We start from the raw sequence: 25,568 nt of genomic DNA on the forward strand, positions 1-25,568 counted from the left end.
GGTTAATTTTGCAAGATAATTATCTCTTGAATGAATAGATTATCTTCTATAGATGTATCTATGAAAATATTTTTATATTTTCTATCAATTATATCCTTTACTATATATAATCCCAAACCTCTATCATCATCTTTCTGTGAATAACCTTTTGTAAATATTTTATTTAAATTTGGCTTAATATCAAAAGAATTAGCAATTATTATAGATATACTATTTTTTTCTTTATATATACCTAATATTATTTTCTTTTCAGAGGAGGGACTAGCAGCTTCAATTGCATTATCCAGTAATATCCCAACTATTCTACAAGCATCTACTATCTCAATTGCATTTACTCCTATATCTTCAAAAATTTCGATGTTGAAGTTCAACTTCGAATGTAAACACTTATCAAATTTTGCAGTCAACAGCCCTTTCAGGCTTGAGTTCTTAATATGTTTTAGTGAAGAAATACTTTTATTATTAATTTTATTATTCTCCTTTAAAATCTCCTCATAGTAGAACTTATTGAGTCCCTTTATATTTCCTTCATCAATAAAACCCTTTAATGACAACATGATATTTCTAAAATCATGCTTGAATTTTTTTCTATCTTCAAGCATTTCTTCTATAATATTCGTATAAAGCTTTAAATTTTCATACTCCTCTTGCTTATTTTTATTGTATTCTCTCTCCCTTATTGATCTAACATTAAGGTGTATATACGCTAATGTAATAATGAAATACACAGCGTAAATGATGAAGCAATATAATAAAATAAACTTTATATTTGTTCTTAAAACTCTGTTAAATATTCCATATATTGCACTGACCTTAATTAAAGTAATTATTCCATATATGCTTATTGATAATTTTTGGTTATCCAAATAATCTAGGTGACAACTCATAATCTTCTTAAGCAGCTTCATTTTAGAAAACCCTAGTGTAATTATAAAAGTACTTATGTTTCTAAAAACCTCTATGGTAAAGGAATTATTATATGTGCCTAAATCTATTTTAAATACATATATGAATGTTATTACTAAAATCATATCTGATAATATTGTAATAATATGAATGAATGTAGATATTAGAATGGCCCTGGTATATGGAATGTCTAATAGTGCTTTAATTGCAAATATTAATAAGATGTTTAAGGACGTTATTTTCAATATCAAGGGGAAATAATTTTTTATAAGAAACAATATTACTCCTAAAATTATAATGATAATATATTTAGTGACCTTTATTTTTTTCTCTTTACAATTTATCTCCTTTGCAGCAAAAACGAGAATGAAAACTCCTAAAATACTTATTGTTAAATCAACTAATGTTTTCAACACGTTCAATTAATTCCTTTGCATATTTTTTTGAAAGAGGAAATTTAACATTGTTTTTCATAAGTACATGCATGTCGCTCCTCTCCCTATTTATTCTCTTAATATATTTGGTGTTTATAACGCATGATCTATGAATTTGGTAAAAGTCACCATCCAACTCTTGACGGACTTTCTTTAAAGTTCCGTAGAATTCAACCCTCCTATTACTTGTATATAGAATAAGTTTATGGGCTATGGTAGCGGTTTCAATACAAACAATCTCACATAGTGGCAAATACATAGTACTGAAACCAGATTTTATGACGAGTCTTTCTTCTGAGGAGATTTCTTGAATTTTTTTCGTTTCATCAATAGCCGCATCAAAGGCTTCATATAAGTTAGTTTTGATATCAGAAACATTTTTCACAATAAAATCTAAGGCTTTAATTTTATACCTATATGTTGCTAAGGATAGTTCTATATGATTTGTAAGGAATATAACATACCCATATATATCTTGTGCTCTAATCTTTTTAGCTAATTGAAGTCCATTTATATCGTCATTTAGATCAATATCTAAAACGTAGATATTTTTATGTGAACTATTTTTATTCACATATTCTAATACTTCTTTATATAGAGTAGTTTCAAGAACAATCTGACCCTTTACACGCTTTCTATCGATATATTCCTCTATATAACCTCCAATCTTTTTTCTAAATCTGTTATCATCTTCACAAATTATGAAATTCATCATATAATCCACCTCCTTAAATTTAGACTATCTAAAATACTATACTTCTTGAAGGTAGTACTAATATCTATATAATTAGACTAATTTCAACAAATTCCTTTGACTACTTTTGTCAAATTTTGTATTTTTGCTAAAATTAATGCAAATATGAAATAACTGTGAAATTCATATTGGTTCATATTACTAATGTTTATCTATTAAAATACAAAAACAATTCCATCGCACTGTTTGGAATTGTTTAAAATAGACAAAGAAAAATAGAGATATTTGTATCTCTGTTCGAGTTTGTCTACTTAATTCGTATACTTTTCAAGTTATTGAAAAAAATTTTGTTACTTAACAAGTACACTCTAACTGTACAATCTTCAGATGGAGCCTCTCTCCACCTGAAGTAAAAAGTCTCATTTCACTAAGCCTATTTATATTAAGATTTTACTTATTGTTAGCTTGTTCTACCTTTATTCCCTCTTCAATATCCTTAGTAGGATTCAATATTATTTCTTCCTTTGACTTAAGTCCCGATAATATTTCTATTGTTTCTTCTCCCTCAATGCCAGTCTCAATTTTTCTTAGGCTTACTACATCATTTTCTACTACAAAAACATACTTTCCATCTTCATAATCAAATATTGAACCATTTGGAATTATAAGAGTGTCTTTCTTCTGATCTAAAATAATCTTAGCTCTAATCTCATATCCAATCTTTAAGTAATCACTTTTCTTATCTAGTTCGACTTCCAGCTTAACTCTCTTCTGTTCTATACCTAGATCAGATGTTTTGCTAAATGCTTTAGGATATACTTTACTTACATTGCCAGTCAATCCCTTCATTTTTATATCATCACTATAAACTAATACCTTATTTCCAACATCAATATCTTCTATTTCTTCAACCAATACATCAACTTCTAAATATAAATTTGCTTCATCTCCTATTTCCACCATCTGAGTTCCAATCTGAAGATAAGAGCCTTCTTTCACAAATAGTTCCACTACAGTTCCATCAATAGGAGCTTTCACAAAGGAATTTTCCTTGTTTATCTTCAATATCTCTAATTGATACTCTAATTCAGAAATTTGGGATTCATATTGCTTCTTTATATTTTTTGAAGCTTCTTTTTGTAAAGTAAGAAGCTCATTTTTTGCTATCCTTAGGCCCTCATTTTTAAGTTCTAAACTATCTAAAGCTTTTTGATACGAATCATGGCTTATAGCTCCTCCATCATAAAGCTTTTTATTCCTTTCTACTTCTCGCTTAGCTTCGTTTACTAGGATTTCATTAGTATTTACATTAGCTTCTGCTTTATCAATCAGTTCTCTTTCAGATGGTTTCACAGCTTCGGCATAGGTTGCTATTAATGATTCTATTTTAGCCTCCAACCCCTTAATCTGAAAATCTATTTCTTTTGTATCCTTCTCAATAATAATATCACCTTTATTGACCTTATCTCCTACATCCACATTGAGTTTTACAACTTCACCAGCAGCCTTTGCATATACTATTCTTTGGCTATCAGACTTAACAATAGCTGTTTCCTCAATATAGCTCGCTATATCTCCCTGGCTTACATTAAATGTTTCAACCTCTATTAATCCTTTGGCTTTAGTAATAAAGTATGCACTGACTATCATTGATAATAGAGTCAATCCAATTATTACAAACTTTCTTTTTTTCACGAAATAACCTCCCTAAGAGATTCTATTTTTTAATGCTTCAATGAAATCTAATTTATTAATTTTTTTCAACGTAGCCAATTGAGCTAATATTACAAAAATTATTGTTAAAAGTATTGCTATAAAATAGCTATTAAATGACGTTTTTATTTCTAAGGTATAAATTTCTGTACTAAATATCTCCTCAAAAGATCTCAGCATATACTGGCCTAATGGTATGCCTAGAATAATACCCATTATAGTCATCACTGTATTTTCTTTAGTTATCATTTTAAAAATTTCTCTCTTCGTAAAACCCATTACTCTTAATGATGCGAATTGAAGGCTTCTCTCTGATATGTTCATGACAGTGGAATTATAAACTATTACAAAGCCTAAAATCCCTGCAAAGAAAATCATAACCCCAATAGAAGATAATGCCAAGCTTAAAAATTTTTCAAAAATACTCTTCATATCTTCTATAGACTGTATTGAAAAAACATTTTCCATTTTCTCAAGTTTTTCTTTTACATTATCCTTTGAGTCTAAATATACTCCTGTCATCAATTCTCTTTCAGTTAATTTGTCCCTCATTTCTTCAATATTAATATATCCATTGATTCCTAATGATTGCTTAGTTATATCCTTTACTTCTATATATATATCATCTTTATTTGGGATGAATGTTTTGACTTTCACCTTATCTCCTATACTTACTCCCAAAAATTTAGCCAAACCCTCAGACAATACAATTCCATTCTTCGGTAAGTATACTTGTTGTCCTTGCAAGTCTCTAAATTCATAAAACTCAGTGTATTGATTTACTCCAATAATGTTTGCTACCATTTCCTTATTTCCATATATTATTTCAAAGGGATATTCTATTTTAGGTTCTATCTTATCTATATTTATAACGTGTTCTAAATCATTTATAATCCTAGTATTCATAGGCTTATTAAAATTAATATTGTAATCCATTTTTTGAAACTCTTCATAATGATCTATAAACATTGTTGTAAACGCATCTCTCTGAGCTGTGGGTAATAAGATAATAGCAAATGTCATTGCTATACCTAATGTGATAAAAACAAATCTTTTCTTATTCCTAAAAATATTTCTAAGTACCATTTTCCAGCTAAAAGAAAGCCTCTTCCACAATATATCTAATCTATCTAAAAAAATTCTACTACCTGTTTTTGGTGGCTCTGGTCTCATCGACTCAGCAGGTAATATCTTGATAGAATTTCTTGCTCCCCAAACGCCTGCCATAATACAAAATACAGATGCTATAAGGATCGCAGAGAATATAAAGTTATAATAAATTTTGAATTTCATCATCGGTATATTATAGTATTGTATATATACATTACCAATATATCCTGACAAAATAGTACCAAACAGAATACCAAACACTGAGCCTATAAGTCCAATTGCTAATGAGTACTTTGTATAATGTAAAAGGATACTTGAATTTCTATAGCCTAGAGCCTTAAGAACACCTATGGCAACCCTATCATTTCTTATCATCCTAGACAGCATTGCAGCAATAATAATAGCCGCTACCCCTAAGAATAATAGAGGAACAGCACTAGATGATTTTTTAACTCCTTCGATTTCTTCTGAGACCATGCGATTGCTTAGTTGATCATCTCCGATATATATTCTTTTAACTCCATACCTTTTTAATTTTTTCTCTACATCTTTTTTAATTTTATTTAAATTTTCTTCTCCATCTACCTTTACAAGAATTTCATTGAAGCTATCTTTATATCCAAAACTTTGTCTTGCAAACTCATTAGATACATATATCACCCCAAATTTTTCAGGCATAGGCAAGAGGCTTTGTTCATTTTCCATTATGTATATGAATTCAGAACTTGCAGCTATTCCCCTAACATTAAGGTTATAAATTTTCCCTTGGATTTGTGGAGTAACTACACTACCTATATCTATGTTACGAGCATTCGCAAATTGCTCTATAACAACCACATCTCTGCTTTTATTCTGAATTCCACTTCCTTTTCTCATGTAAAGAGAGTTAATATTAATCTTATCAGGTACAGATATAACCCTGACATTTACCTTTTCATCTTTATCTTCAACCTTTAAGGGTATATCAAATACTATCCTTCCTTCAACTGATTCTACTCCTTTTATATTGTTTAGTTCATCAATGGCACTCTCAGGTATTTTGACTAATTGAACATATATATCCGCAAAATTAGTTTCGTCGTAGTAATAGTTTATAGAATCCTCTAAATTTACTGCTGCCATGCTAAGGGCCGTATAAACAAAAAGTCCTACAACGACTAATACAGTCACTGCAATAAATTGACCCTTTGAATTTTTTATTAACCTTAAAAGTCTGAGGTCTAATCTTTTCATTACCACTCTATCCTTTCAGGTTCTATTACATTAGTATTAATAATGTTTTCAATAATTCTGCCACTTCTTAACTTTATTATCCTATTTGCCATCCTAGCTATTGGGGAGTTATGGGTTATTATTATAACTGTTTTTTTGAATTCTCTATTTATCTTGCTTAGTAGAGAGAGAATCGAAATTCCTGTTTTAAAATCTAATGCACCTGTAGGTTCGTCACATAAAAGTAGTAGTGGATTCTTTGCTACCGCTCTGGCAATAGCAACTCTCTGTTGCTCCCCTCCACTCATCTGAGAAGGAAAGTGATCTTTCCTATCTAAAAGACCTACATTCTTCATAACTTCATCAATCTCTAAAGGATTCTTGCTTATTTCAGTGGCTAATTCAACATTCTCCTTTGCCGTAAGATTTGCCATCAGATTATAAAACTGAAATACAAAACCTACCTTATCCCTTCTATAGAAGGTCAATTGCTTGTCATTAAATCTAGTAACTTCTTCCTCTTTTAAGAAAAACTTGCCTTTAGTGGGTTGGTCCATTCCTCCCATTATGTTTAATAAGGTACTTTTACCAGATCCACTTGGTCCCAAAATTACAACGAACTCACCATGGTTTATTTCAAAGCTAACATCCTGTAATGCATTGACCTTTACATCACCCATTTGATATTCCTTAGTTAAGTCTTTTACATTTAATAAAATATCTTTATTCATATCTGCCTCCACAACATACATCTATTTCTTAGTGGCTTTAGAAGAAAATCTTTTTCCTACATTTGATCAAAAAAATTAGTTACATACTTTATAACTTGTTTAATCTATTACATTCCAGAGATTTGACATCTCCAGAAACGCTGGCTGTCAAATCTCCAGAATGTAAAATGTTTATAGCAAGGTGTTTTATAACTACTAAGCAATAAAATCTTCTTCACTACACCAGCGAGTCAGCACAGCACCCCAAGAGAAACCTGCTCCAAAGGAAGATAATGCAATATTTTGTCCTGGCTTAATTAAACCTTTCTGCACAGCGTCTGCTAAAGCTATAATTACCGATCCAGCTCCTGTATTGCCTATTCTATCTAAATTAGTATATGTTTTAGACATAGGAAGCCCCATCTCATTCATTCCATATCTTATCATGTTAATATTAGCCTGATGAGGGATTATCCAATCTAAATCTGTTAACTCAAACTCAGCCTTCTTTGTAACGTCTCTTATTGTTTGTGGAAAAATCTTTGTGGCGAATTTCCAGACTTCTTTATTATTCATCTCTATCCTATGCAGATTATCTTCAACCATCTCTTTTGAATAGGAAATACGAGACCCGCCTTCACAAAGAACATTGTCTACTCCCCATTCTCCATCTGCTCCAAGTAGAGAAGATAAGAAGCCCGTATTTTCTTTACATGGTTTAAGTACCGCAGCACCCACTCCATCACCAAAGAAGACCGATATATCTCGATCCGACCAGTCTAACATTTTGGAGTAAATCTCACCTGAAATAACTAGTACCCGATCATACATCCCATTTTCCACAAACTGTTGTCCAATCACCAAAGCATATCCTGTACCAGGACAGCCTCCTACATTAACATCAAAAGCGGCTGCATTGGATGCTTTTAACATTTTTTGCAATATACATGCCGTAGAAGGTAACCTCTTGTCATGATTGATAGCACACACTAAAATTAAATCTATTTCATCTGCTGTCACTCCTGACATTTCCAATGCTTGTAATGCCGCAGGATATGCCAAATCAGATAACGCTTCATCTTCAGCAGCAACTCGTCGCTCTTTTATCCCTATTTTTTCTTGAATCCACTCGTCAGTTGTATCCATACTTTTTTCAAGATCCTTATTGGTTAAAACCTTTTCAGGAACATAAAAACCTACCCCAGCTATGCCAACATTTCTCTTCATATTTAGTACCTCCAACTTAATGTATTTTAAGAAAACTTATTTATAAGAATAAAATCCTTGTCCACTCTTTCTACCTAAGTGCCCAGTTTCAACCATTACTCTTATTTTCGGACATGCACGATATTTGGGATCTTTGAAATTGCTATGTAAACTATCCAATGTATTTAAAGCTACATCTAAACCTACTTCATCTGCTAAACGTAATGGACCAATTGGTAAATTCATACCAAGCTTAGCTATAGTGTCAATAGCTTCTGCATCAGCTACTCCCTGCATTAAAATATGAGCCGCTTCATTAACTAATGTTGAAACGAGACGACTAGATGCAAAACCCGGAAAATCTTTTACAACTACTGGAACTTTATTTATCTTCTTTGAAATTTCAATGGCTATATCTACTGTTTCTTCTGATGTTTCCATACTTCTAACGATTTCAACAAGATTCATAATAGGAACTGGAGACATGTAGTGAAGTCCAACAAATTTTTCTGGTCTACTTGTTTCCTTACCTAGTTTTCCAATAGGTATACTTGACGTATTTGAAGCAAAAATAGTCTCTGGAGGACATATCTTATCTAATTGAGCAAACAAAGCTTTTTTAGCTTCAGGATTCTCATTTATATTTTCAATAATTAATTTGCAATCAACCACTTGATTAATATCTGTAGTTATTTCAATATTGGCCATAATCTTTTCATATTCTTCCTCTGCTAATCGACCTCTTTGAATTTCTCTAGTAAAGTAATTTTGTAATCTATGGTCCTCCTCTCGTCTTTTTACTGCTATCACCTTATACCCATGAGATGCAAAGGTATGAATTACTCCTCTTCCCATCAACCCATGTCCTATAACAGCAACTTTTTCAATATTCATCTTAATTACCACCCTTTCTATAACTTTTTATTATAATTCCAATAGTGCTGTAGCCCAGGAAAATCCAGCACCAAAGGCAACTAGAACAACTTTATTTCCTTTCTTTATAATTCCTTTCTCAACAGCCTCAGCAAAAGCAATCCCAACAGATGAACCACCGGTGTTTGCATAACGATCTATATTACAGTAAGTCTTCTCCATCGGTAAATTCAACTTCTCCATTGAACTTTTAATAATATTTAAGTTAGCTTGATGAGAAATAACATAGTCAATCTCATCAAGAGTCAAATTGCTCTCATTAACAATCTTCGTAACTGACTCTGGAAACACTGTAGTAGCATATTTGAATATTTCTCGTCCATCCATCTTAAAAAATTGTCTTCCTTCTTTTAAACGCTTTGCAGTTAAAGGTTCTGCCATTCCTCCACCAGGTACATATGCATAATAGTAGCCTTCAGGATTAGTGAATAATTGGGTTGTTATAAGTTTTCCATCAGAATTATCTGTTGATTTTAAAACCATTGCTGATGCTCCATCGCCTAAGATAACTGCGGTTAAGCGATCTTGCCAATCTACTACTCGCGAATTCATATCAGCTGAAATTACTAATACCGTATTACATGTTCCTCCAGTAATAAAATTTGAACCCACAGACAGCGCATATAGTATACCTGGGCACCCTCCAACTCTTATATCAAAAGCAAAGGCATTAGATGCTTGTATTTTCTCTTGAACCATTACTGCACAAGCTGGACTTATGTGATCAGGCATATTTGTAGCCAACACTATCATGTCAATCTCTTCAGCTTTCACACCAGCATTTTTCATAGCCATTTTGGCAGCTTTAGCGCCTAAGTCAGAACTAAGCATGTCCTCATCAGCTATACGTCTTTCTTTAATCCCTATTTTTGATTGTATCCACTCATCACTAGTATCTAGATACGATGCCAGATCATTATTTGTTACTATTTTTTCTGGAACATAATATCCAGTCCCAGCTATTTTTACATTCTTAGTCATTATAATCCGCCTCCCTACTATACCTGAATAACCACTGCTGCCCAGGTTGTTCCGGCACCTTGCGATAGTATCAGAACGTTATCGCCTTTTTGCAATATCCCATCGTTTAACATTCGGTGATAATTTAAAAGTGCATCTGCAGTACTACAATCTCCTGTCTCTTCAATGTATCTAAGATTAGTTCTTTTTGGATCGACTTTAAATTTCTCAATCATTTTCTCAAATACACCAAACCTAATATTGGGGAAAATCATATAATTAATATCTTCCCATGCCAAACCACTATTTCTAATAGCCTCTTCTCCAACCTTATAAAACATATCTATATTTATTGGAATCATTACTTTTTTTGCCTTTTCGATATTAGTTATATGGTAGTAATACCATTCCTCATCATGAGTTTTTTCAGGTAAATTTATTGCTCCAATCTCCATTCTTGATACGTCATTCAGATCACCACGGCCAATCATGCTATGACCAAGAATAAAATTTCCCTTACTGTATCTTTGAACTATTGCAGCTACTCCTGCCTCACCAAAAACATACCCTCCAATTATTCTCTTTTTTATGGCAGCCTCCCACTTTTCAGATGTATTTACAAGAATTGTATCGATATTCTCATCAGCTTGTAAAAACCTTTTTGCGGCAACCAAACCGGCTACAAAACCACTACAACCTTGATAGATATCAAGAAAAGTCGAATTCCATGCTTGTAACTCATTTTGAATTGCTCCTGAAACTTGCCACATCAAATAATCGTGAGTACTGGCTTGAGTATTCATTATTAGATCAATTGATAGGGGGGTAACTCCTGCATCCTCCATTGCTCCCTTCGAAGCAATCACTGCCATTTGAGTAGCCGTTAATTTTGATTCATGAGGAACATTTTTCACACCAATTCTCCCTCTTCTTTCTAAGTCAAAATGCGAAGCAATCTCATCAACTGAAATTTTTTCTTTGGGAACATAACTTCCTATTCCACTCAGTCCAATCATCATACCACTCCCTTAATATCTAATTAATGCGGCAAACCAAGCTACACCACCTAAACCTACCTTGAGTATTAAATCTCCTTTTTTGATTTTTCCATCTTTCCTGGCTTTGTCCAAAAGAATATATGCGTCTGCCCCATTAAAATGCCCTAGACTAGGTGCATATTCCTTAGCAGTAGGAAGATCAGGGATTTTTAAAGCATCAAGAATTCTTTCATCAAAGTTATACTGTTGAACTAAAGTTGTCATATAGTCAAGATTTTCTAATCTATAACCAGTCTGTTTGAGAACACTCTCAGTCACTTCAACGAATTTATCAAAAACTACTGGTTTAATGTTTTTTTCATAGGTTTGCTTATCCATTTCAAAATTTTCAACAAGGTTATCATTCCAATCGGTTTCCGGAGTAAAAGGATTATCAGTACCCCCATGAGGAATGAAACCTAGCTTATGGTTCGCTATAAAGTTGCTTGTGGCAAAACCAAGATAATTAAACTGATCACAGTCTCTTTTTATAACAATTGATTGCCCTCCAGAACTCAGAAAGGTTGGCCACCCATATCCGAATAACCTTTCACCACAAGTTATTAAAACAGTATTAATGTCTGAGGACCCTCTTATTTGATCTACGGCAACTTCTGCCGCCTGAAAGTAAGCTGCACAACCACCTTTAATTTCCATGGTTATAGCATGTTTTGCGCCCAATTTATCTTTAATCCATCCACCCATCTGCCAGTGCAAATAATCTCTCATAAAACCAGTGACAATAATTAAATCTATCTCCTCTGCAGAAACATTCGCATCATCTAAAGCATTAATTGCTGATTCATAAGCCATTCTCGTAGGTTGGTCTGTATCAGAGGGTTTATATATTTTGTTAATACCTATGTTTCTATATACCTTCCCAGGCAAGTTGACCTTCTCGGCCTCTTCTTCTGTATCAACCATCGTCTTTGGATAGTAGAAACCCATTCCAGCTATCCCGACTCTTGTTTCACTGAAATCCATCTTAAGACCTCTCCTTTTTCAGTTATTTACGGATAACCATGCTTTCTACATTAATATCTATTCCATTAGCAATAGCTAACATAGTGGACCCTTTTTCAATACTTTCGTCATTTAAAAATCTGTCAAGAACTTCGATAATACCTACTGAACCAAGGTACCCTTTAGTTCTCAGTGAGTCTAAAACAATAGCACGTGGCTTTTTTATTTCTTCTAATATTGAGTCGTTGTACCTTTGATGAAAACCTGCTACTCCAACATAATCTATCTCATCTAAGGTGAGATCAGCCTTTGATAAAGCATTCTTAGCTACTTTGATACTTGAGTGAACAACATTATCTAAAATCCCCTCTAAATGGCTTTCATCTAATATGTCAAACATAAATTGACCACTCTGCACTGATTCTCTAGATAAATTATTCAGAGTTCCTCCATGTTTAAAACAAGTTACCATATTATACTCACTTATGCTTGCTTGAGAAGTACTTAACACCTGGTTATATCCAAGATCCTCTTTCAGTATGATTGCTCCTGCACCATCACCAAGAAAGGTATTGCCTAAAAATCGTCTATTAGAGTGATTCTCCCAGAGTAGTGCTGAACTAATTAATGAAGTGTCAATTGTTGGATTACTCAAAACCTGGTTACCAATCAGCTTAATAAATCCAATCGTTCCATTACTTCCGCGATGAAAATCATAAGAATGTATTAAACCATCAGTTCTACCACCTAGTTTTTGAATAACTGTTTTTGACGTGTCCATATATAAATAATCGTTGATTCCCTCAGATATCCAAACCAATTGATCAACATTTTGAGGCTCAATTTTTACCCTATGCAAAGCCTTCTGCGCCGCACTTACAGCAATGTCCGTGGTTACTATTCCACTCTTTGATACATGTACCTCTTCGATACCTATCTCCTTAGCCCAATCTAGCGATTTGCCAGTTTTAAAAGCCAGTTCATCAATTGATCGTTTCTCTTCAGGATAATGAGTTGCTACCGTTTGTATGCTCACTAACATTTTAAATTGCCTCCTTATGACTAACCTTAATTAATGCCACTTCTACTTTATTCAATTTTTAGTTACTTTTATTGAAAGCGCTTTCAAACCTAGTCCAAAAATTTTTTAGGAAAATTCCTCCTAAATCGATATCAGTATATTAACTAATACACCGCCACTCCCATTCCATAATATGTATATTTCAATATTTTTTCCCATCGGCAATCATATAAAAAAGCCTTTAATAAAGATTCTCAAGGTTGCATATCTATAAAAAAAGCTTTTTATTATATCTTTTATACTGTAAATATTGTTGTAAAAGTGTAAAATATGTAATTTAATTTTCTTATTCCCAATTATTCCATAAACATCATTTTATGTAAATATATATGTCCTAAAAGGTCCCTTTTTTGTCTCAAAATGTACTTTTTTCTAAAATTCGACTTGTTTTTTTGCGACAAAATAATCTTTTACGATTAAAAATAAACCTTTTACGACATTTCTATTGGTTTTATTACTTTTTTTCTTAAAGTATAATCTAAGACTTTAGAAGATGGATAAAAATTAATAACAGACTCAATATGTTTAGAAGTGGTATGTAGGAAGGGGGAGAAAATATGTGTAAAAAACTATTAAACTTATACGATTATATAAGAATGTATAAAGGACTTAGACTTAATACTCTTATTGCATCTTGTAAGTATTAGATCCTAGTCCTTTTTTAAGAATCTTTCTTTTTCAACTAATGTTCTATTAACTTTAGAGAACTACCCCTCCATCAATACTTAAAATAGATCCTGTGATAAATCTGGCTTCATCTGATGCTAGATACACAAATGCATTTGCTATATCTATTGGTTCAGCTATCATATTCAAAGGAGATTTTTCTCTCATGATATTCAAAACTTTTTCGGGCATTCTTTCTACCATTTCTGTCCTAGTAAATCCAGGTGCCACAGCATTTACTCTTACTCCATATTTCCCAAGTTCTTTAGCCCATGTTTTTGTCATACCAATTACACCCCATTTTGAAGCAGCATAATTTGTCTGTCCAAAATTCCCGTAAATACCTACAACTGAAGATGTATTTAAAATAACTCCTTTTTCTTGCTCTCTCATTATTCTGTTAACAGCTTGTCCGCAAAGGAATACTCCTCTTAAATTAACATTAATTACTTGTTCCCATTGTTCTTCCGTCATCTTTTCTAATCTAGAATCTGCTGTAACACCGGCATTGTTCACCAAAATATCAATTCTATTAAATTTATTAACTGCTTCAGTTATCATTGCTTCTACTTGGGTTTTATTCGTTACATCTACCTCTATTCCTATTGCGTCTCCCCCAAGCTTTTTTATCTCTTCTACCGTATTCTTAACCTTTAAACCACTTCTTGCTGCAACGATAATTTTGGCCCCTTCTTCTGCAAATCTTAAGCAAGTTGCCTTTCCAATTCCTCTGCTGCCACCTGTTATGATAGCAACTTTTCCTTTTAGTCTCATATAAAATCCTCCAAAATTTAAGTAAAATTCTGAAACTTGAATTTCTTATCACCAATTATTCCACAAATAACATTTTCTGTAAATAAAATCATCCTAAAAAGTCTCTTTATTGTCATAAAATGTACTTTTCTTCAAAATTTGACTTACTTTTTAATCTTAAATATTATTTAACGATTAAAAATAAACCTTTTAAGACATACCTGCTAATTGTTTTCTTATATGAGGATATTACATAATTCTAACTTGGCTGGGTTGCATATGCGAATATCATCATTAATTTAGTTACTTAGAATAGAGTATATTTTGGTGGTATAAGCTCTAGGGCATACTAGAAAGTTTTTTTAGGATAGTAATTATGCAATTTGCTCACATAAAAAAGAGAGCTAAATTCTTACTTTTAGCTCTCTTCTCGCAATTCATTTATATTTTCTTCCACTTAACCCCCTGAGGAGTATCTTCTAAAACAATCCCCTGAGCCTTTAAATCGTCTCTTATCTTATCAGCCAATGCAAAGTTTCTTTCTTTCCTTGCTTTTTGTCTTTCTTCTATAAGTCTTTCTATCTCATCGTCAAGGTTCTCCTTCTCTTTGCATACTATTCCTAATACCTGTGTAAGCTCTCTGAATAGATCGCAGATTTTTTCTATAAGCTCCTTTGAAGCTTCATCATTTATCTTTGTATTTACTTCCTTAACCATTTCGAATATAGCTGCAATTCCATCGGCTGTGTTTAAATCATCATCCATGGCTTCGATGAATTTAATTTTGTGTTTTTGCAAGCCTTCAAGTATCTCATTTTCTCCTGGCTTCATTTCTGCATCCTTTGCATTTTCCTTTAAATGCTCAAGATTTTCCTTTGCATTATATAGTCTATCTAATCCGTTTTTCGACTGCATAATCAGTTCTCTACTGAAGTTTATTGGGTTTCTGTAATGAGCTGATAACAGGAAAAATCTCACTACTTCCGGATCAAATTCATTTATTATATCTCTAACTGTAAAGAAATTCCCCTTAGACTTTGACATTTTCTCATTATTTATTGTGATATAGCCATTATGAACCCAATAATTTGCAAAGGGCTTTCCTGAAAAGGCTTCACTTTGTGCAATTTCATTTTCATGGTGAGGGAATACTAAGTCCTGTCCACCAGCATGGATATCTATTGTTTCTCCTAAGTACTTTGTGGACATTACTGAACACTCTATATGCCATCCAGGTCTACCCATTCCCCAAGGACTATTCCATCCTGGCTCTCCTTCTTTTTGTTTCTTCCAAAGAGCAAAATCCGTTGGATTTTTCTTTACTTCATTTACCTCGATTCTTGCTCCAACCTCTAGTTCTTCTATACTTTGCTTAGAAAGCTTACCATAACTGTTAAACTTGCTAGTATCATAATAAACATCCCCATCTACTTCATAGGCATATCCCTTATCTACAAGGTCCTTTATAAATCTAATTATCTCGCTAATGTTTTCTGTAACCTTTGGGTGTATATCTGCTCTTTTGATCCCAATAGCATCGGCATCTTTAAAATACTCGTTAATATATTTCTCGCTGATTTCCTTAGCCTCTACACCTTCTTCATTAGCTTTTCTAATTATTTTATCGTCTACGTCGGTAAAGTTCTGAACATATGTTACATCATATCCTCTATATTCTAAATATCTTCTAAGTACATCAAATACAGTAAATGGTCTAGCATTTCCTATATGAAAATAGTTATATACCGTAGGTCCACAGACATACATTTTTACCTCTCCAGGAGTAATTGGTACAAATTCTTCTTTTTTTCTAGTTAATGTATTAAATAACTTCATTGTTCTTTCTCCCTTCTTTATATATAAGTTCTTCTTCAAGCTTTATTATTCTTTTTCTTAAGCATTCTAATTCATGGGCAATAGGGTCAGGAAGCCTTACCTGATCAAGATCGGCTGTAGGTTTTTCATCATCAGTAACTCTTACATTATCCTTTATGACTACCCTTCCAGGAACACCTACAACGGTACAGTTCGGAGGGACTTCCTTTAAAACCACAGAGCCTGATCCTATCTTTGAGTTATCTCCTACCTTGAAGGGTCCTAATACCTTTGCACCTGATGCTATCACTACGTTGTTTCCTATAGTAGGATGTCTTTTTCCCACATCTTTTCCAGTTCCTCCAAGGGTAACTTCCTGATAGAGTGTAACATCGTCTCCAATTTCTGCCGTTTCACCTATTACAACGCCCATTCCATGGTCAATAAAAAATCTTTTCCCAATTGTTGCTCCGGGGTGAATTTCTATTCCAGTTACAAGTCTGCTAATCTGAGAAATAATCCTAGCTATCAAAATCAGATTTCTTTTGTAAAAGAAGTGCGCTATTCTGTGGAGAAACAGTGCATGCACACATGGATAGCATAGTATCACCTCAAACCTATTTTTAGTAGCGGGGTCTCTTTCAATTATCGAATCAAGATATTCAGCAAGATTTTTAAACAATGTTATTTCCCTCCTTTCTCCATCTATAATATATACATGTTTTCATAATTGACACTAGATTCACATAGTAATTCTTTTAAATAAAATATTGGAACATAAAAAACCCCGTCTCTGACATTATTCAGAGACGGGGATATCCGCGGTTCCACTCTGATTAGACATACATTCTTGTTTGCTAATACCTTTAAGTCAGTTATTTTTAACCGACAATACCTAGGATGTAAGTATTAACGTATCTATATGTCCATCTCAAATAACCTATAACGGAGTTACCCGTAAAGACCTACTCGTAATTTAAATCTTTCAGCCCTAAGCTCATAGGTGCACTTCAATCCATATTTAGTCTAGGGCTACTTTCAGCCGGTGATAGCCCCTCTCTAAAAACATCAACAGATCTACTCTCCTAATCAACGCCATATTTCTATAAATATTTTTTATATTATACCACATTGTTTATATATTTAAAGCTTTTTAATAAATAATTTTATATAAAATTATATTTTTATAGAGTTTTAAAGATAGTTTTTCTCTACATACTCTACTCTTTTGTTAATATTTTCTCTTCCTAAGATAGCTATTACCTTATCAATATCTGGACCGTGAAGCTGTCCTGTAAGAGCCGCTCTTATTGGCATATACAGATTCTTACCCTTTACTCCAGTTTCCTTTTGAATCATCTTGAATACTTTCTTACCAAATACTGCATCAATTGCCTCTGCATTAGCTACCTTATCTTTAAATGTATTCAAAAGGTCTTGTACATGTTCCAATTTTAATATTTCTTTTGCTTCATCATTTTCTAGCTTTACTTCTTCACCGAAAAACTGCTTGGCATACTCAGATATCTGACTTAAATAAGAGATTCTTTCTCTAGCAGTCTCCATTATCATTTTTACCCATTCGTATTTCTCTTCAACTTCATTTTCTGCCAACATACCAGCCTCAACTAAATAAGGTATACACAGCTTTGTTAATCTGTCTATATCTGCTTCCTTTATATAATGGGAGTTCACCCAATTTAGCTTATCAACGTCGAATACTCCACCACTCTTTGAAACTCTTTCAAAGGAGAATCCTTCGATCATTTCTTCCATAGTCATGATTTCTTTATTATCCTCTGGACTCCATCCAACAAGGGCAATATAGTTAACTAGGGCCTCTGGTAGATATCCCTTCTTTTTGAAATCCTTTACCGCTACATCACCGTGTCTCTTACTTAGCTTCTTCTTTTCTTTGTTAAGGATGTTTGGTAAATGTGCAAACTTAGGAAGTTCCCATCCAAATGCTTCGTACAATATTATTTGCTTTGGTGTAGACGGTAGCCATTCTTCCCCTCTAACCATATGAGTGATTCCCATTAAGTAATCATCTACTACAACGGCTAAGTGATAAGTTGGGAAACCATCTGATTTCATAAGAACTTGATCATCAGAATCATTTGTGTTCATTGTAACTGTCCCTCTTACCAAATCATCAAACACAAGCTCTCTATCCTTAGGTAATTTTAATCTTATAACATGAGGTTCACCTTTTTGAACTCTCTCTTTAGCTTCATCCATAGGGATATTTCTACAATGTCCATCATATCCCATCATCTCGCCCTTTTCCTTCTGTTCTTCTCTGATTTTATCTAGCCTTTCCTTCGAACAGAAACAGTAATATGCGTGACCACTTTCTAAAAGCTTTTCTACATGCTCTTTATATATGTCAAGTCTTTCAGATTGCATATATGGTCCATATTCACCTTTTTGAACTAATTTTTCATCCTCTAGCAGATATCCTTCATCATGGTTTACTCCTGCCCATTCCATTGCACTAAGCAGGTTTTCTATTGCACCTTCTACGTATCTTGTTCTATCAGTGTCCTCTATTCTTAGAACATACTTTCCAGCTTGTTGCTTTGCAAATAAATAATCGTACAGCGCAGTTCTTAAACCACCTATATGCAAATACCCTGTTGGACTGGGTGCGAATCTTAATCTTACAGTCATTATAAAACCTCCTAATATGTACTTTTCGTACACTACATTATATTAGATTATTATATCCTAATTTATTTTTTGTATCAAGATAATTAAAAAGATTTAACCACATATTCTTATCCTATCTTACTTTAGTAGTTGTACAACTCTTTTCAATGCTTCATCGACATTTAATTCTTCTTTTTCATTTTCCCATCTTAACTTAAACTCTACCTTATTCTCACCGGCTCCCCTTGCCACTACTATTCTCACAGGGATTCCTAAAAGATCAGCATCATAGAACTTTGCTCCAGCCCTTTCATTCCTGTCGTCTAATATAACCTCTATACTATTGTCCTTTAGTTCATTATATAGTCTTTTTCCAAGCTCTATCTGATCCTCTTTTTTAATATTGAGAATTGATACGATTACTTGATATGGAGCTACCTTAGTAGGCCATATTATACCATCCTCATCATGGTTTCTTTCCACTATCATACTCAAAAGCCTATAGATATCTATATATGTTGAAGCACCGTATATGCTATTAGGCTTGCCTTCCCTGTTCTTATACTCCATACTTTTTACATCGGTTATTCTTCCAACACTTAAAACCTTGCCAACATCAATGCCATTTTCTTTAGTCAGCTCTTCACCACATAGAGGACACTTGTCATCTTCTCCTATATAGCTTACATCTGCAATCATATCTCCAAGAAAATCCCTCTCATACCTTACGTTCTTAAGGTGATAATCTCTTTTATTAGCTCCAGTTACTAGTGAACCTATTTTCGTTATCTCTCTATCGACTATTATTCTAACACCCTCAAGCTCTACGGGCCCTACAAATCCTGGTACCGTTTCGATTTTACCATCAATATCTTCGTAGTCAGCCATTTTTATATCCTCTATAGGAACATTTAGCAAAGTGCTAAGTTTATAAAGATTAAGCTCTCTATTCCCCCTAATTATGATAGCAATAGTCTCATCTCCTGCTTTCACTAAAAGTGTCTTTGCCAGATCCCCAGCCTCTATGTTCATATATTCTTCTAATTCCTTTATAGTCTTTATATTTGGGGTATGAACTGGCTCTATTTCCATATCTTCTATGTCATTTTCCTCGATATGAAAGTCAGCCATTTCCTCTAATGCTCTATATCCACACGCTTTACAGCTAAAAATTCTTCTATCTCCTTTTTCGCAGTTAACTACTAATTCTTCACAATTTGCTACAGGGTTTTTATGGTTATAGGATTTTAGCTCAATAATACTGAGTCCAATTTCCTCAAAGATAGTCTTATAGGTTTCCTTCATCTTTTTGAATCCATCTAGCATGTTCTGCTCGTTATCATAAAAGCTAAAGCTCCTTAAGGCAGTAAAGCTTTTTGATTTCAACGCTCCATCCTTTACCTTTATCTTCTCTCTTTCTAAACTTGAAATATTGTATATACTCTTTGGTAAGTCTTTATAGGATTTAAGATCATTTCTAAGAGTAAGACAAGCAGCCCTTTCAAACTCTGTGTTTGACGGTACTATCACATTTTGAAAATCCTGCTCTTTTAATTCCCCAGACAACAAATTTAATAATTTATCAATTACCCTTTTCCCTAGAGGCAATACTGAGTATAGTCCCGGTGAAATGCCTCTAAACATTCCTGATCTCAATAAAAGCTTTTGGCTATCAATATTGAACTCATCTTCAACTTTCTTAGAAGTTTTTCCTATTAGTTTTGACATTAGCATAATATATCTCTCCTAGTTTTATTATTCATACTTACTATATTATAACAATTAATTCTGTATAAATATAAGTTTCAGAATAATTTCACTCTAATATACAAAGATTTTCAAATCTATAAATTTTATAAATACTGTTTATAGGTATATTATATTTTTCTATAATAGCTAATTTTTTCCTCTTAATCCTATATAATTCTATATGAATAAACCCATTGTTTAAGGAGGAGTTGCATTGGCTGATTACAGAGAAATGTGGAAATCACTTGATATGGATCTTGAAAAACATGACCAATTGTGTGAAGTATTACCAGAATTTTATGGAGATATTTACCTTTCCCAAGATAACCGACCTGAAGGAATGAACTATTATAACTTTGTTGTATCCGAGGTTCACGGTTTAAGAATCAAGGAGCTTGAAGACCACAGGGCTAAGGATGGCAAGGTTATTGGAACCTTCTGTGTTTACGTCCCTGATGAGGTTATAAATGCTGCCGGTGCTATAGGAGTTGGGTTATGTGGTGGTTCAGACTTTTGGGAACCCGATGGCGAAAAGGTTCTTCCGAGAAATACATGTCCACTGGTGAAAGCTTCTGTTGGAGCAAAGATTTCAGCTACATGTCCATATTTCCAATCATGTGACCTAATCGTCGGAGAGACAACATGTGATGCAAAGAAAAAGGCATGGGAGATTTTGAATGATTATATTCCAGTACACGTTATGGACCTACCGCAAATGAAAAGAGAAAAGGATAATCTTCACTGGCAAGATGAAATAAAAATGTTCATTGATAAGGTAGAGGATATGACGGGTAATAAGGTTACAGGAGAAAACTTAGCAGAAAGTATCAAACTAATCAATAAAAAACGCAAAGCTCTTGAAAGACTATATAATACTAGGAAATTCCATAAGCTGCCTATAAGCGGTAAAGATGCACTTTTAATATCCCAAATAGCCTTCTATGACGATCCAGAAAGATTTATTGAAAAAACTAACGAGTTATGCGACGAACTAGAGGAAAGAATAAAATCTGGTTTTTCAGTTTTCGAGGAGGACACACCTAGAATAATGGTGACCGGTACGCCTATGGCAATACCCAATTGGAAACTTCATCATATAATCGAAACAAGTGGTGGCGCAGTTGTATGTGAAGAAACCTGTACTGGAACAAGATACTTCGAAAATTTTGTTGATGAAAATGCTGAGACTCTAGAAGAGCAAATGAAGGCTCTAGCAGATAGATATCTAAATATCAACTGTGCTTGCTTTACTCCAAATACAGGCAGAATAGATGACATAGTTAGATTATACAAGGAGTATAGTGCCGATGGAGTTGTATACTTTAGCCTTCCTTTCTGTCAAACCTATGCAACAGAATTTAAAAAGGTAAAGGAAGCCCTTGATAAAGAAGGTATACCTGTGATTATGATCGAGACTGGTTATAGCCTACAGGATGCCGGCCAAATAAAAACTAGACTTGAAGCCTTTTTCGAGATGCTTGAGACTAATAAGCAGGCTGCGGTAACGGAATAATGAAAACTGGGTCAGAATCTTTTATTCTATTTCCAAGCCATTCCGACGGCCTAGCCTTGGAAAAGGTATTAAAGACTAACGGGATAAAGTATACTATTGTTCCTACTCCAAGGTCCCTTAGCAAGTGTTGTGGCATCTCAATACGGGTTGAAACTGGAGATATAGATTTAGTTAAGGATTTATTAAATGATAATTCTCTAATAAATGTCGACGGTATTCATACATAAAAAAAAAGAAAAAGTACTTTCTTTAATTTATAATTATTGAACTTCAAAGTTTCAAGGGGGATTGCTAATGTATTCAGTTGGAATCGATTCAGGTTCTGTTGCAACTAAGGCTGTACTTTTCGATGGAAAAATCCTAGAGAAAGTTATAATTCCTACAGGCTGGAGCCCTAAGGTCGCTGCTGAGCAAGCAATGAATTTATTATTGCTTAAAAGAAATGTACATAGAGATGACATCAAAAAAGTAATCGGTACAGGATATGGAAGAGTATCTATGTCCTTTGTAGATAAAACCGTTACAGAGATAACCTGCCATGGCAAGGGAGCTTATTTTCTTAATAATAATGTTAGAACGATCCTTGATATTGGAGGTCAAGATAGTAAGGTGATTAGACTTGATTCTAGCGGAAATGTAATAGATTTTATAATGAATGATAAGTGTGCTGCGGGGACAGGAAGATTTCTTCAAGCGATGTCCAATGTGCTGGGTTTTGATGTTATTGAATTGGATGATCTTGCAAGAGATGTAGAACCCGAAACAATAACTAGCATGTGTACGGTTTTTGCAGAATCCGAAGTTATTAGTCTTCTAGCGAGAGGAGTATCAAAGGAGCAAACTGCCTCAGGAATAGTTCATTCCATCGCAAACAGAGGTGTATCAATCTTAAGTAAGATAAACTTGTCTGATGATATAGCCTTTACCGGTGGTGTAGCTAAATCCGAAGTTATCAAAGAAGTAATAGAGAATAAAATAAAAAAATCCCTATATGTTCCACAGGATTCGCAGATTGTAGGAGCTTTAGGGGCTGCTGTTATTGGATGGAAAATAGTAGAGAGCGGTCTGTAACCGCTCCTATGTTTTTCTACGCACTTCGTACCCAGCACTAAACAAGAAATTCATATTTAACTTCATTCCATTCCTTAGCGTCAGTATCCTTCAAGCTTTTTTCTATAAATGTTACATGGTTACTATTATCAACAAGTACAACGGTTGAAGACCTTGTTCCATAGTTAGGACTTTCGATAAAAATGGACGATAATGTTCTTTCCCATTCTAGACCCATACCTGTTTCGGGAAGTTCTTCATCTTCGGGAGTCCATCTATCAAAGAGAATATCATATAAATCCTCAGCATCAATCTTATCTTTGGATTTTATAATATTTTCGAATTTTTCCTTTCCCCTCGTCAGCTTAGGCCATGGCGTATCTAAAAGTGCATTACTCAATCCATAGATACCTGGCTCTACTTCCCTTATTTTATCTTCTACATTTGAGTAATAGTAAAGAGAAGACATATTACCTACCAAGAGATTGTAGGGATTATATTCATGATACCTTTCCCTTATCCCTTTCATATAGGTTTTTGGAGCTTGACTTTCTATTAAAAAACCCTTCACTAAATCACCACGACTCTTTGGATCATCAACAAGCAAGGAAAAATCTCTGTAGTTTGTTATGGCTGCAAATTCTCCCTTTCTATTTATCCCCAGCCATGTCCCCATTTTTTCTAAATCCCTACCACCTAGAACGTGGGGGTAATGTCTCCAAAACCTTGCATTCTCAGTAGGCCGTTCATAGAATTCATCTCTATTGGTTGCTAAAATCAATTTGTATTGTGGATGACTCTTATATGCAAAAAAAATTATACACATATCTACTCTTCCTTTTGTTGAAATTGTTAGTTTCTCATAATACTAATCTCTTTCACTGCCTATTCTAATAACGTCACCCATCTTAGACATGATATAATCGTAGCCTCCATCGGAATGTGGAATGGTGCAGTCACTACAATCCTTTGTATCATGGTTATATTTAAACTTTCCTCCACATTTATCCTTTAGCATATATAGCGGACAAAAGCAAAAAAGACAATTAAACTTTTCTTCATCCTTTACTTTATGACATGGAAAATATTCGCATTTGCTGTTTTGAACAAATTTGTAGTTTTTACCCTTACCCATAGTATGTCTCTCCTTGGCTTTTTAATTTATTATAACATGGAATAGGAAAAATGACATAGGATTAGCTCCTATGCCATTATTACATTCTTATATAGTTCTAAATCTAGAAATACTTTTTAGAATTTTGATTATCATACACATCCATCAATGCCTCTCCGAAGCGCTGATAGTGCACTACCTCTCTCTCTCTTAAGAACCTAAGTGCATCCTTTATTCCGGGGTCATCAGTTAAATTTAGAAGATGCTCATAGGTTGTTCTAGCTTTCTGCTCTGCCGCCATATCATTGTGTAGATCCGTGATTGGATCTGAGGTTGATGAAATATATGCTGCAGTCCATGGAATGCCATTTGCATCTTGTGGATATATAGCATAACCATGTTGTGTATATTGGCTTCCGAGTCCTGCCTCCTCTAATTCCTTGACAGTTGCATCCTTTAACAGCATGTATACCATGGTAGAAATCATTTCAACATGGGCTAGTTCTTCTGTTCCTATATCAGTAAGCAATGCCTTCGATTTTCCTGTTGGCATTGTATATCTCTGGCTTAGATACGTCATTGCCGCACCTAATTCTCCATCGGGTCCTCCAAATTGAGTAATTAAATATTTAGCGAATCCTATATCTTTACACTTTATATCAATTGGATATTGTAGTTTTTTCTCATAAATCCACATACATTTCCCTCCTTTACGATTGTAATTCCCATGGCCACGGCTCATCTACCCATTTCCAAGGATATTGACTTGGAGAAAATCCAAAATTCATCAGTGGGCCATATTTCATTTCGTACATTCTCTTAAGCTGTGCTATTTGATTTGCGCATTTATTATATTCCATTAACGCTTCCATATTGTCTGGATGATTATCTAGATATAGATTCAAATCAAGTGAAGTAAACTCAAGCTCTTGAATCTTTTTCGTCAATTCTTTTCTTGTCATTTCTTCCATTCTTTTACCTCCTTCTTCTCCGTACTTACATATGGCTTATAAAGGTCAGGAAATATAGTTCCTCGCTTCAACGCCTCTTCCGGTGGATATATACTGGTAAATGGTTGATTTATAATATATGGCCTTGCCAATTGCCATTTTCCCATCATCATATTTGGTGCTGGATAAACGTTGTTCATTTTTTCACCCCTTTTAAACTAATTGTTCCATATCATAATATTCACAATAATTAGAATGTGTGTATAATTTAAAGTAATAAAAAATGAGATAGACAGTCTATTCTATAAACTATCTATCTCATTTATATCTCACTCTATTTCGTTTTT

24 protein-coding genes and 1 other annotated feature are annotated in these 25,568 nt (G+C 33.7%); of the genes, 3 read left to right on the forward strand and 21 right to left on the reverse strand.

Annotation, left to right across the window (positions count from 1 at the left end; genetic code table 11):
• Nucleotides 1–2: 2 nt before the first annotated feature.
• From R9X47_RS13250 to R9X47_RS13325, 16 genes are all read right to left on the reverse strand, one after another.
• Nucleotides 3–1,322 carry a sensor histidine kinase gene (locus R9X47_RS13250; RefSeq protein ID WP_432667337.1) on the reverse strand — a complete coding sequence of 440 codons (1,320 nt, stop codon included), beginning with the start codon at nt 1,320–1,322 and terminating at the stop codon, nt 3–5.
• On the reverse strand, nt 1,303–2,055 hold the full coding sequence (locus tag R9X47_RS13255; RefSeq protein ID WP_432667338.1) for a LytR/AlgR family response regulator transcription factor: 753 nt from the start codon (nt 2,053–2,055) through the stop codon (nt 1,303–1,305). Before R9X47_RS13255 ends, R9X47_RS13250 begins: the two co-directional genes overlap by 20 nt.
• A 429-nt stretch (nt 2,056–2,484) precedes the next feature.
• A complete protein-coding gene (locus tag R9X47_RS13260) occupies nt 2,485–3,729 on the reverse strand; it encodes an efflux RND transporter periplasmic adaptor subunit (protein WP_432667339.1) in 1,245 nt (414 codons plus the stop codon).
• Between the two features lie 12 nt (nt 3,730–3,741).
• The gene (locus tag R9X47_RS13265) at nt 3,742–6,090 is read right to left on the reverse strand and encodes an ABC transporter permease (protein WP_432667340.1); all 2,349 of its coding nucleotides are present in this window, start codon (nt 6,088–6,090) and stop codon (nt 3,742–3,744) included.
• Nucleotides 6,090–6,800, reverse strand: a complete 711-nt coding sequence (locus R9X47_RS13270; protein ID WP_432667341.1) for an ABC transporter ATP-binding protein — start codon at nt 6,798–6,800, stop codon at nt 6,090–6,092. Before R9X47_RS13270 ends, R9X47_RS13265 begins: the two co-directional genes overlap by 1 nt.
• A gap of 195 nt (nt 6,801–6,995) precedes the next feature.
• Nucleotides 6,996–8,006 (reverse strand): 3-oxoacyl-ACP synthase III family protein, encoded by a 1,011-nt coding sequence (locus R9X47_RS13275; RefSeq protein WP_432667342.1) that lies wholly within the window; start codon nt 8,004–8,006, stop codon nt 6,996–6,998.
• A 36-nt stretch (nt 8,007–8,042) separates the two neighbouring features.
• The gene (locus R9X47_RS13280; protein WP_432667343.1) at nt 8,043–8,879 is read right to left on the reverse strand and encodes a 3-hydroxyacyl-CoA dehydrogenase family protein; all 837 of its coding nucleotides are present in this window, start codon (nt 8,877–8,879) and stop codon (nt 8,043–8,045) included.
• A 30-nt stretch (nt 8,880–8,909) separates the two neighbouring features.
• Entirely contained in the window at nt 8,910–9,899 is a 990-nt protein-coding gene (locus tag R9X47_RS13285; protein WP_432667344.1) for a 3-oxoacyl-ACP synthase III family protein, read from the reverse strand.
• Nucleotides 9,900–9,916: 17 nt separating this feature from the next.
• A complete protein-coding gene (locus R9X47_RS13290; RefSeq protein ID WP_432667345.1) occupies nt 9,917–10,897 on the reverse strand; it encodes a 3-oxoacyl-ACP synthase III family protein in 981 nt (326 codons plus the stop codon).
• A gap of 9 nt (nt 10,898–10,906) precedes the next feature.
• Nucleotides 10,907–11,899: a 3-oxoacyl-[acyl-carrier-protein] synthase III C-terminal domain-containing protein gene (locus R9X47_RS13295; protein WP_432667346.1), complete on the reverse strand. Its 993-nt coding sequence runs from the start codon at nt 11,897–11,899 to the stop codon at nt 10,907–10,909.
• Between the two features lie 22 nt (nt 11,900–11,921).
• A complete protein-coding gene (locus R9X47_RS13300) occupies nt 11,922–12,920 on the reverse strand; it encodes a 3-oxoacyl-[acyl-carrier-protein] synthase III C-terminal domain-containing protein (RefSeq protein WP_432667347.1) in 999 nt (332 codons plus the stop codon).
• A gap of 738 nt (nt 12,921–13,658) precedes the next feature.
• Nucleotides 13,659–14,399 carry a beta-ketoacyl-ACP reductase gene (locus R9X47_RS13305; RefSeq protein ID WP_432667348.1) on the reverse strand — a complete coding sequence of 247 codons (741 nt, stop codon included), beginning with the start codon at nt 14,397–14,399 and terminating at the stop codon, nt 13,659–13,661.
• A gap of 420 nt (nt 14,400–14,819) precedes the next feature.
• Nucleotides 14,820–16,214: a cysteine--tRNA ligase gene (gene cysS, locus R9X47_RS13310; protein WP_432667349.1), complete on the reverse strand. Its 1,395-nt coding sequence runs from the start codon at nt 16,212–16,214 to the stop codon at nt 14,820–14,822.
• Nucleotides 16,201–16,875, reverse strand: coding sequence for a serine O-acetyltransferase (cysE, locus tag R9X47_RS13315; RefSeq protein ID WP_432667350.1), 675 nt, complete (start codon nt 16,873–16,875; stop codon nt 16,201–16,203). The genes cysS and cysE overlap by 14 nt, the downstream gene beginning before the upstream one ends.
• A 120-nt stretch (nt 16,876–16,995) precedes the next feature.
• Nucleotides 16,996–17,295 (reverse strand) — a binding site (T-box leader).
• A 92-nt stretch (nt 17,296–17,387) separates the two neighbouring features.
• A complete protein-coding gene (gene gltX, locus R9X47_RS13320; protein ID WP_432667351.1) occupies nt 17,388–18,866 on the reverse strand; it encodes a glutamate--tRNA ligase in 1,479 nt (492 codons plus the stop codon).
• Nucleotides 18,867–18,983: 117 nt separating this feature from the next.
• Complete coding sequence (locus tag R9X47_RS13325) at nt 18,984–20,579, reverse strand: proline--tRNA ligase (protein ID WP_432667352.1); 1,596 nt, start codon at nt 20,577–20,579, stop codon at nt 18,984–18,986.
• 229 nt (nt 20,580–20,808) lie between these two features.
• On the opposite strand from R9X47_RS13325, the gene R9X47_RS13330 reads away from it, so the two are divergent.
• The 3 genes from R9X47_RS13330 to R9X47_RS13340 all read left to right on the forward strand — a co-directional run bounded on the left by R9X47_RS13330 (nt 20,809) and on the right by R9X47_RS13340 (nt 23,178).
• Entirely contained in the window at nt 20,809–22,107 is a 1,299-nt protein-coding gene (locus R9X47_RS13330) for a double-cubane-cluster-containing anaerobic reductase (RefSeq protein WP_432667353.1), read from the forward strand.
• The gene (locus R9X47_RS13335) at nt 22,107–22,334 is read left to right on the forward strand and encodes a DUF3343 domain-containing protein (RefSeq protein ID WP_432667354.1); all 228 of its coding nucleotides are present in this window, start codon (nt 22,107–22,109) and stop codon (nt 22,332–22,334) included. The genes R9X47_RS13330 and R9X47_RS13335 overlap by 1 nt, the downstream gene beginning before the upstream one ends.
• 67 nt (nt 22,335–22,401) lie before the next feature.
• On the forward strand, nt 22,402–23,178 hold the full coding sequence (locus R9X47_RS13340) for an acyl-CoA dehydratase activase (RefSeq protein ID WP_432667355.1): 777 nt from the start codon (nt 22,402–22,404) through the stop codon (nt 23,176–23,178).
• Between the two features lie 37 nt (nt 23,179–23,215).
• On the opposite strand, the gene R9X47_RS13345 is transcribed toward R9X47_RS13340, so the two are convergent.
• The 5 genes from R9X47_RS13345 to R9X47_RS13365 all read right to left on the reverse strand — a co-directional run bounded on the left by R9X47_RS13345 (nt 23,216) and on the right by R9X47_RS13365 (nt 25,421).
• On the reverse strand, nt 23,216–23,983 hold the full coding sequence (locus R9X47_RS13345) for an NRDE family protein (RefSeq protein ID WP_432667356.1): 768 nt from the start codon (nt 23,981–23,983) through the stop codon (nt 23,216–23,218).
• Nucleotides 23,984–24,025: 42 nt separating this feature from the next.
• Nucleotides 24,026–24,292, reverse strand: coding sequence for a cysteine-rich small domain-containing protein (locus R9X47_RS13350; RefSeq protein WP_432667357.1), 267 nt, complete (start codon nt 24,290–24,292; stop codon nt 24,026–24,028).
• 103 nt (nt 24,293–24,395) lie between these two features.
• Nucleotides 24,396–24,968 (reverse strand): manganese catalase family protein, encoded by a 573-nt coding sequence (locus R9X47_RS13355; RefSeq protein ID WP_432667358.1) that lies wholly within the window; start codon nt 24,966–24,968, stop codon nt 24,396–24,398.
• A 13-nt stretch (nt 24,969–24,981) separates the two neighbouring features.
• Nucleotides 24,982–25,242 (reverse strand): spore coat protein CotJB, encoded by a 261-nt coding sequence (locus R9X47_RS13360; RefSeq protein ID WP_432667359.1) that lies wholly within the window; start codon nt 25,240–25,242, stop codon nt 24,982–24,984.
• The gene (locus R9X47_RS13365) at nt 25,230–25,421 is read right to left on the reverse strand and encodes a spore coat associated protein CotJA (RefSeq protein WP_432667360.1); all 192 of its coding nucleotides are present in this window, start codon (nt 25,419–25,421) and stop codon (nt 25,230–25,232) included. Before R9X47_RS13365 ends, R9X47_RS13360 begins: the two co-directional genes overlap by 13 nt.
• Nucleotides 25,422–25,568: the final 147 nt, after the last annotated feature.

Source organism: Wukongibacter baidiensis (genome assembly GCF_050888315.1).
GTDB classification, from domain to species: Bacteria; Bacillota; Clostridia; order Peptostreptococcales; family Caminicellaceae; genus Wukongibacter; species Wukongibacter baidiensis.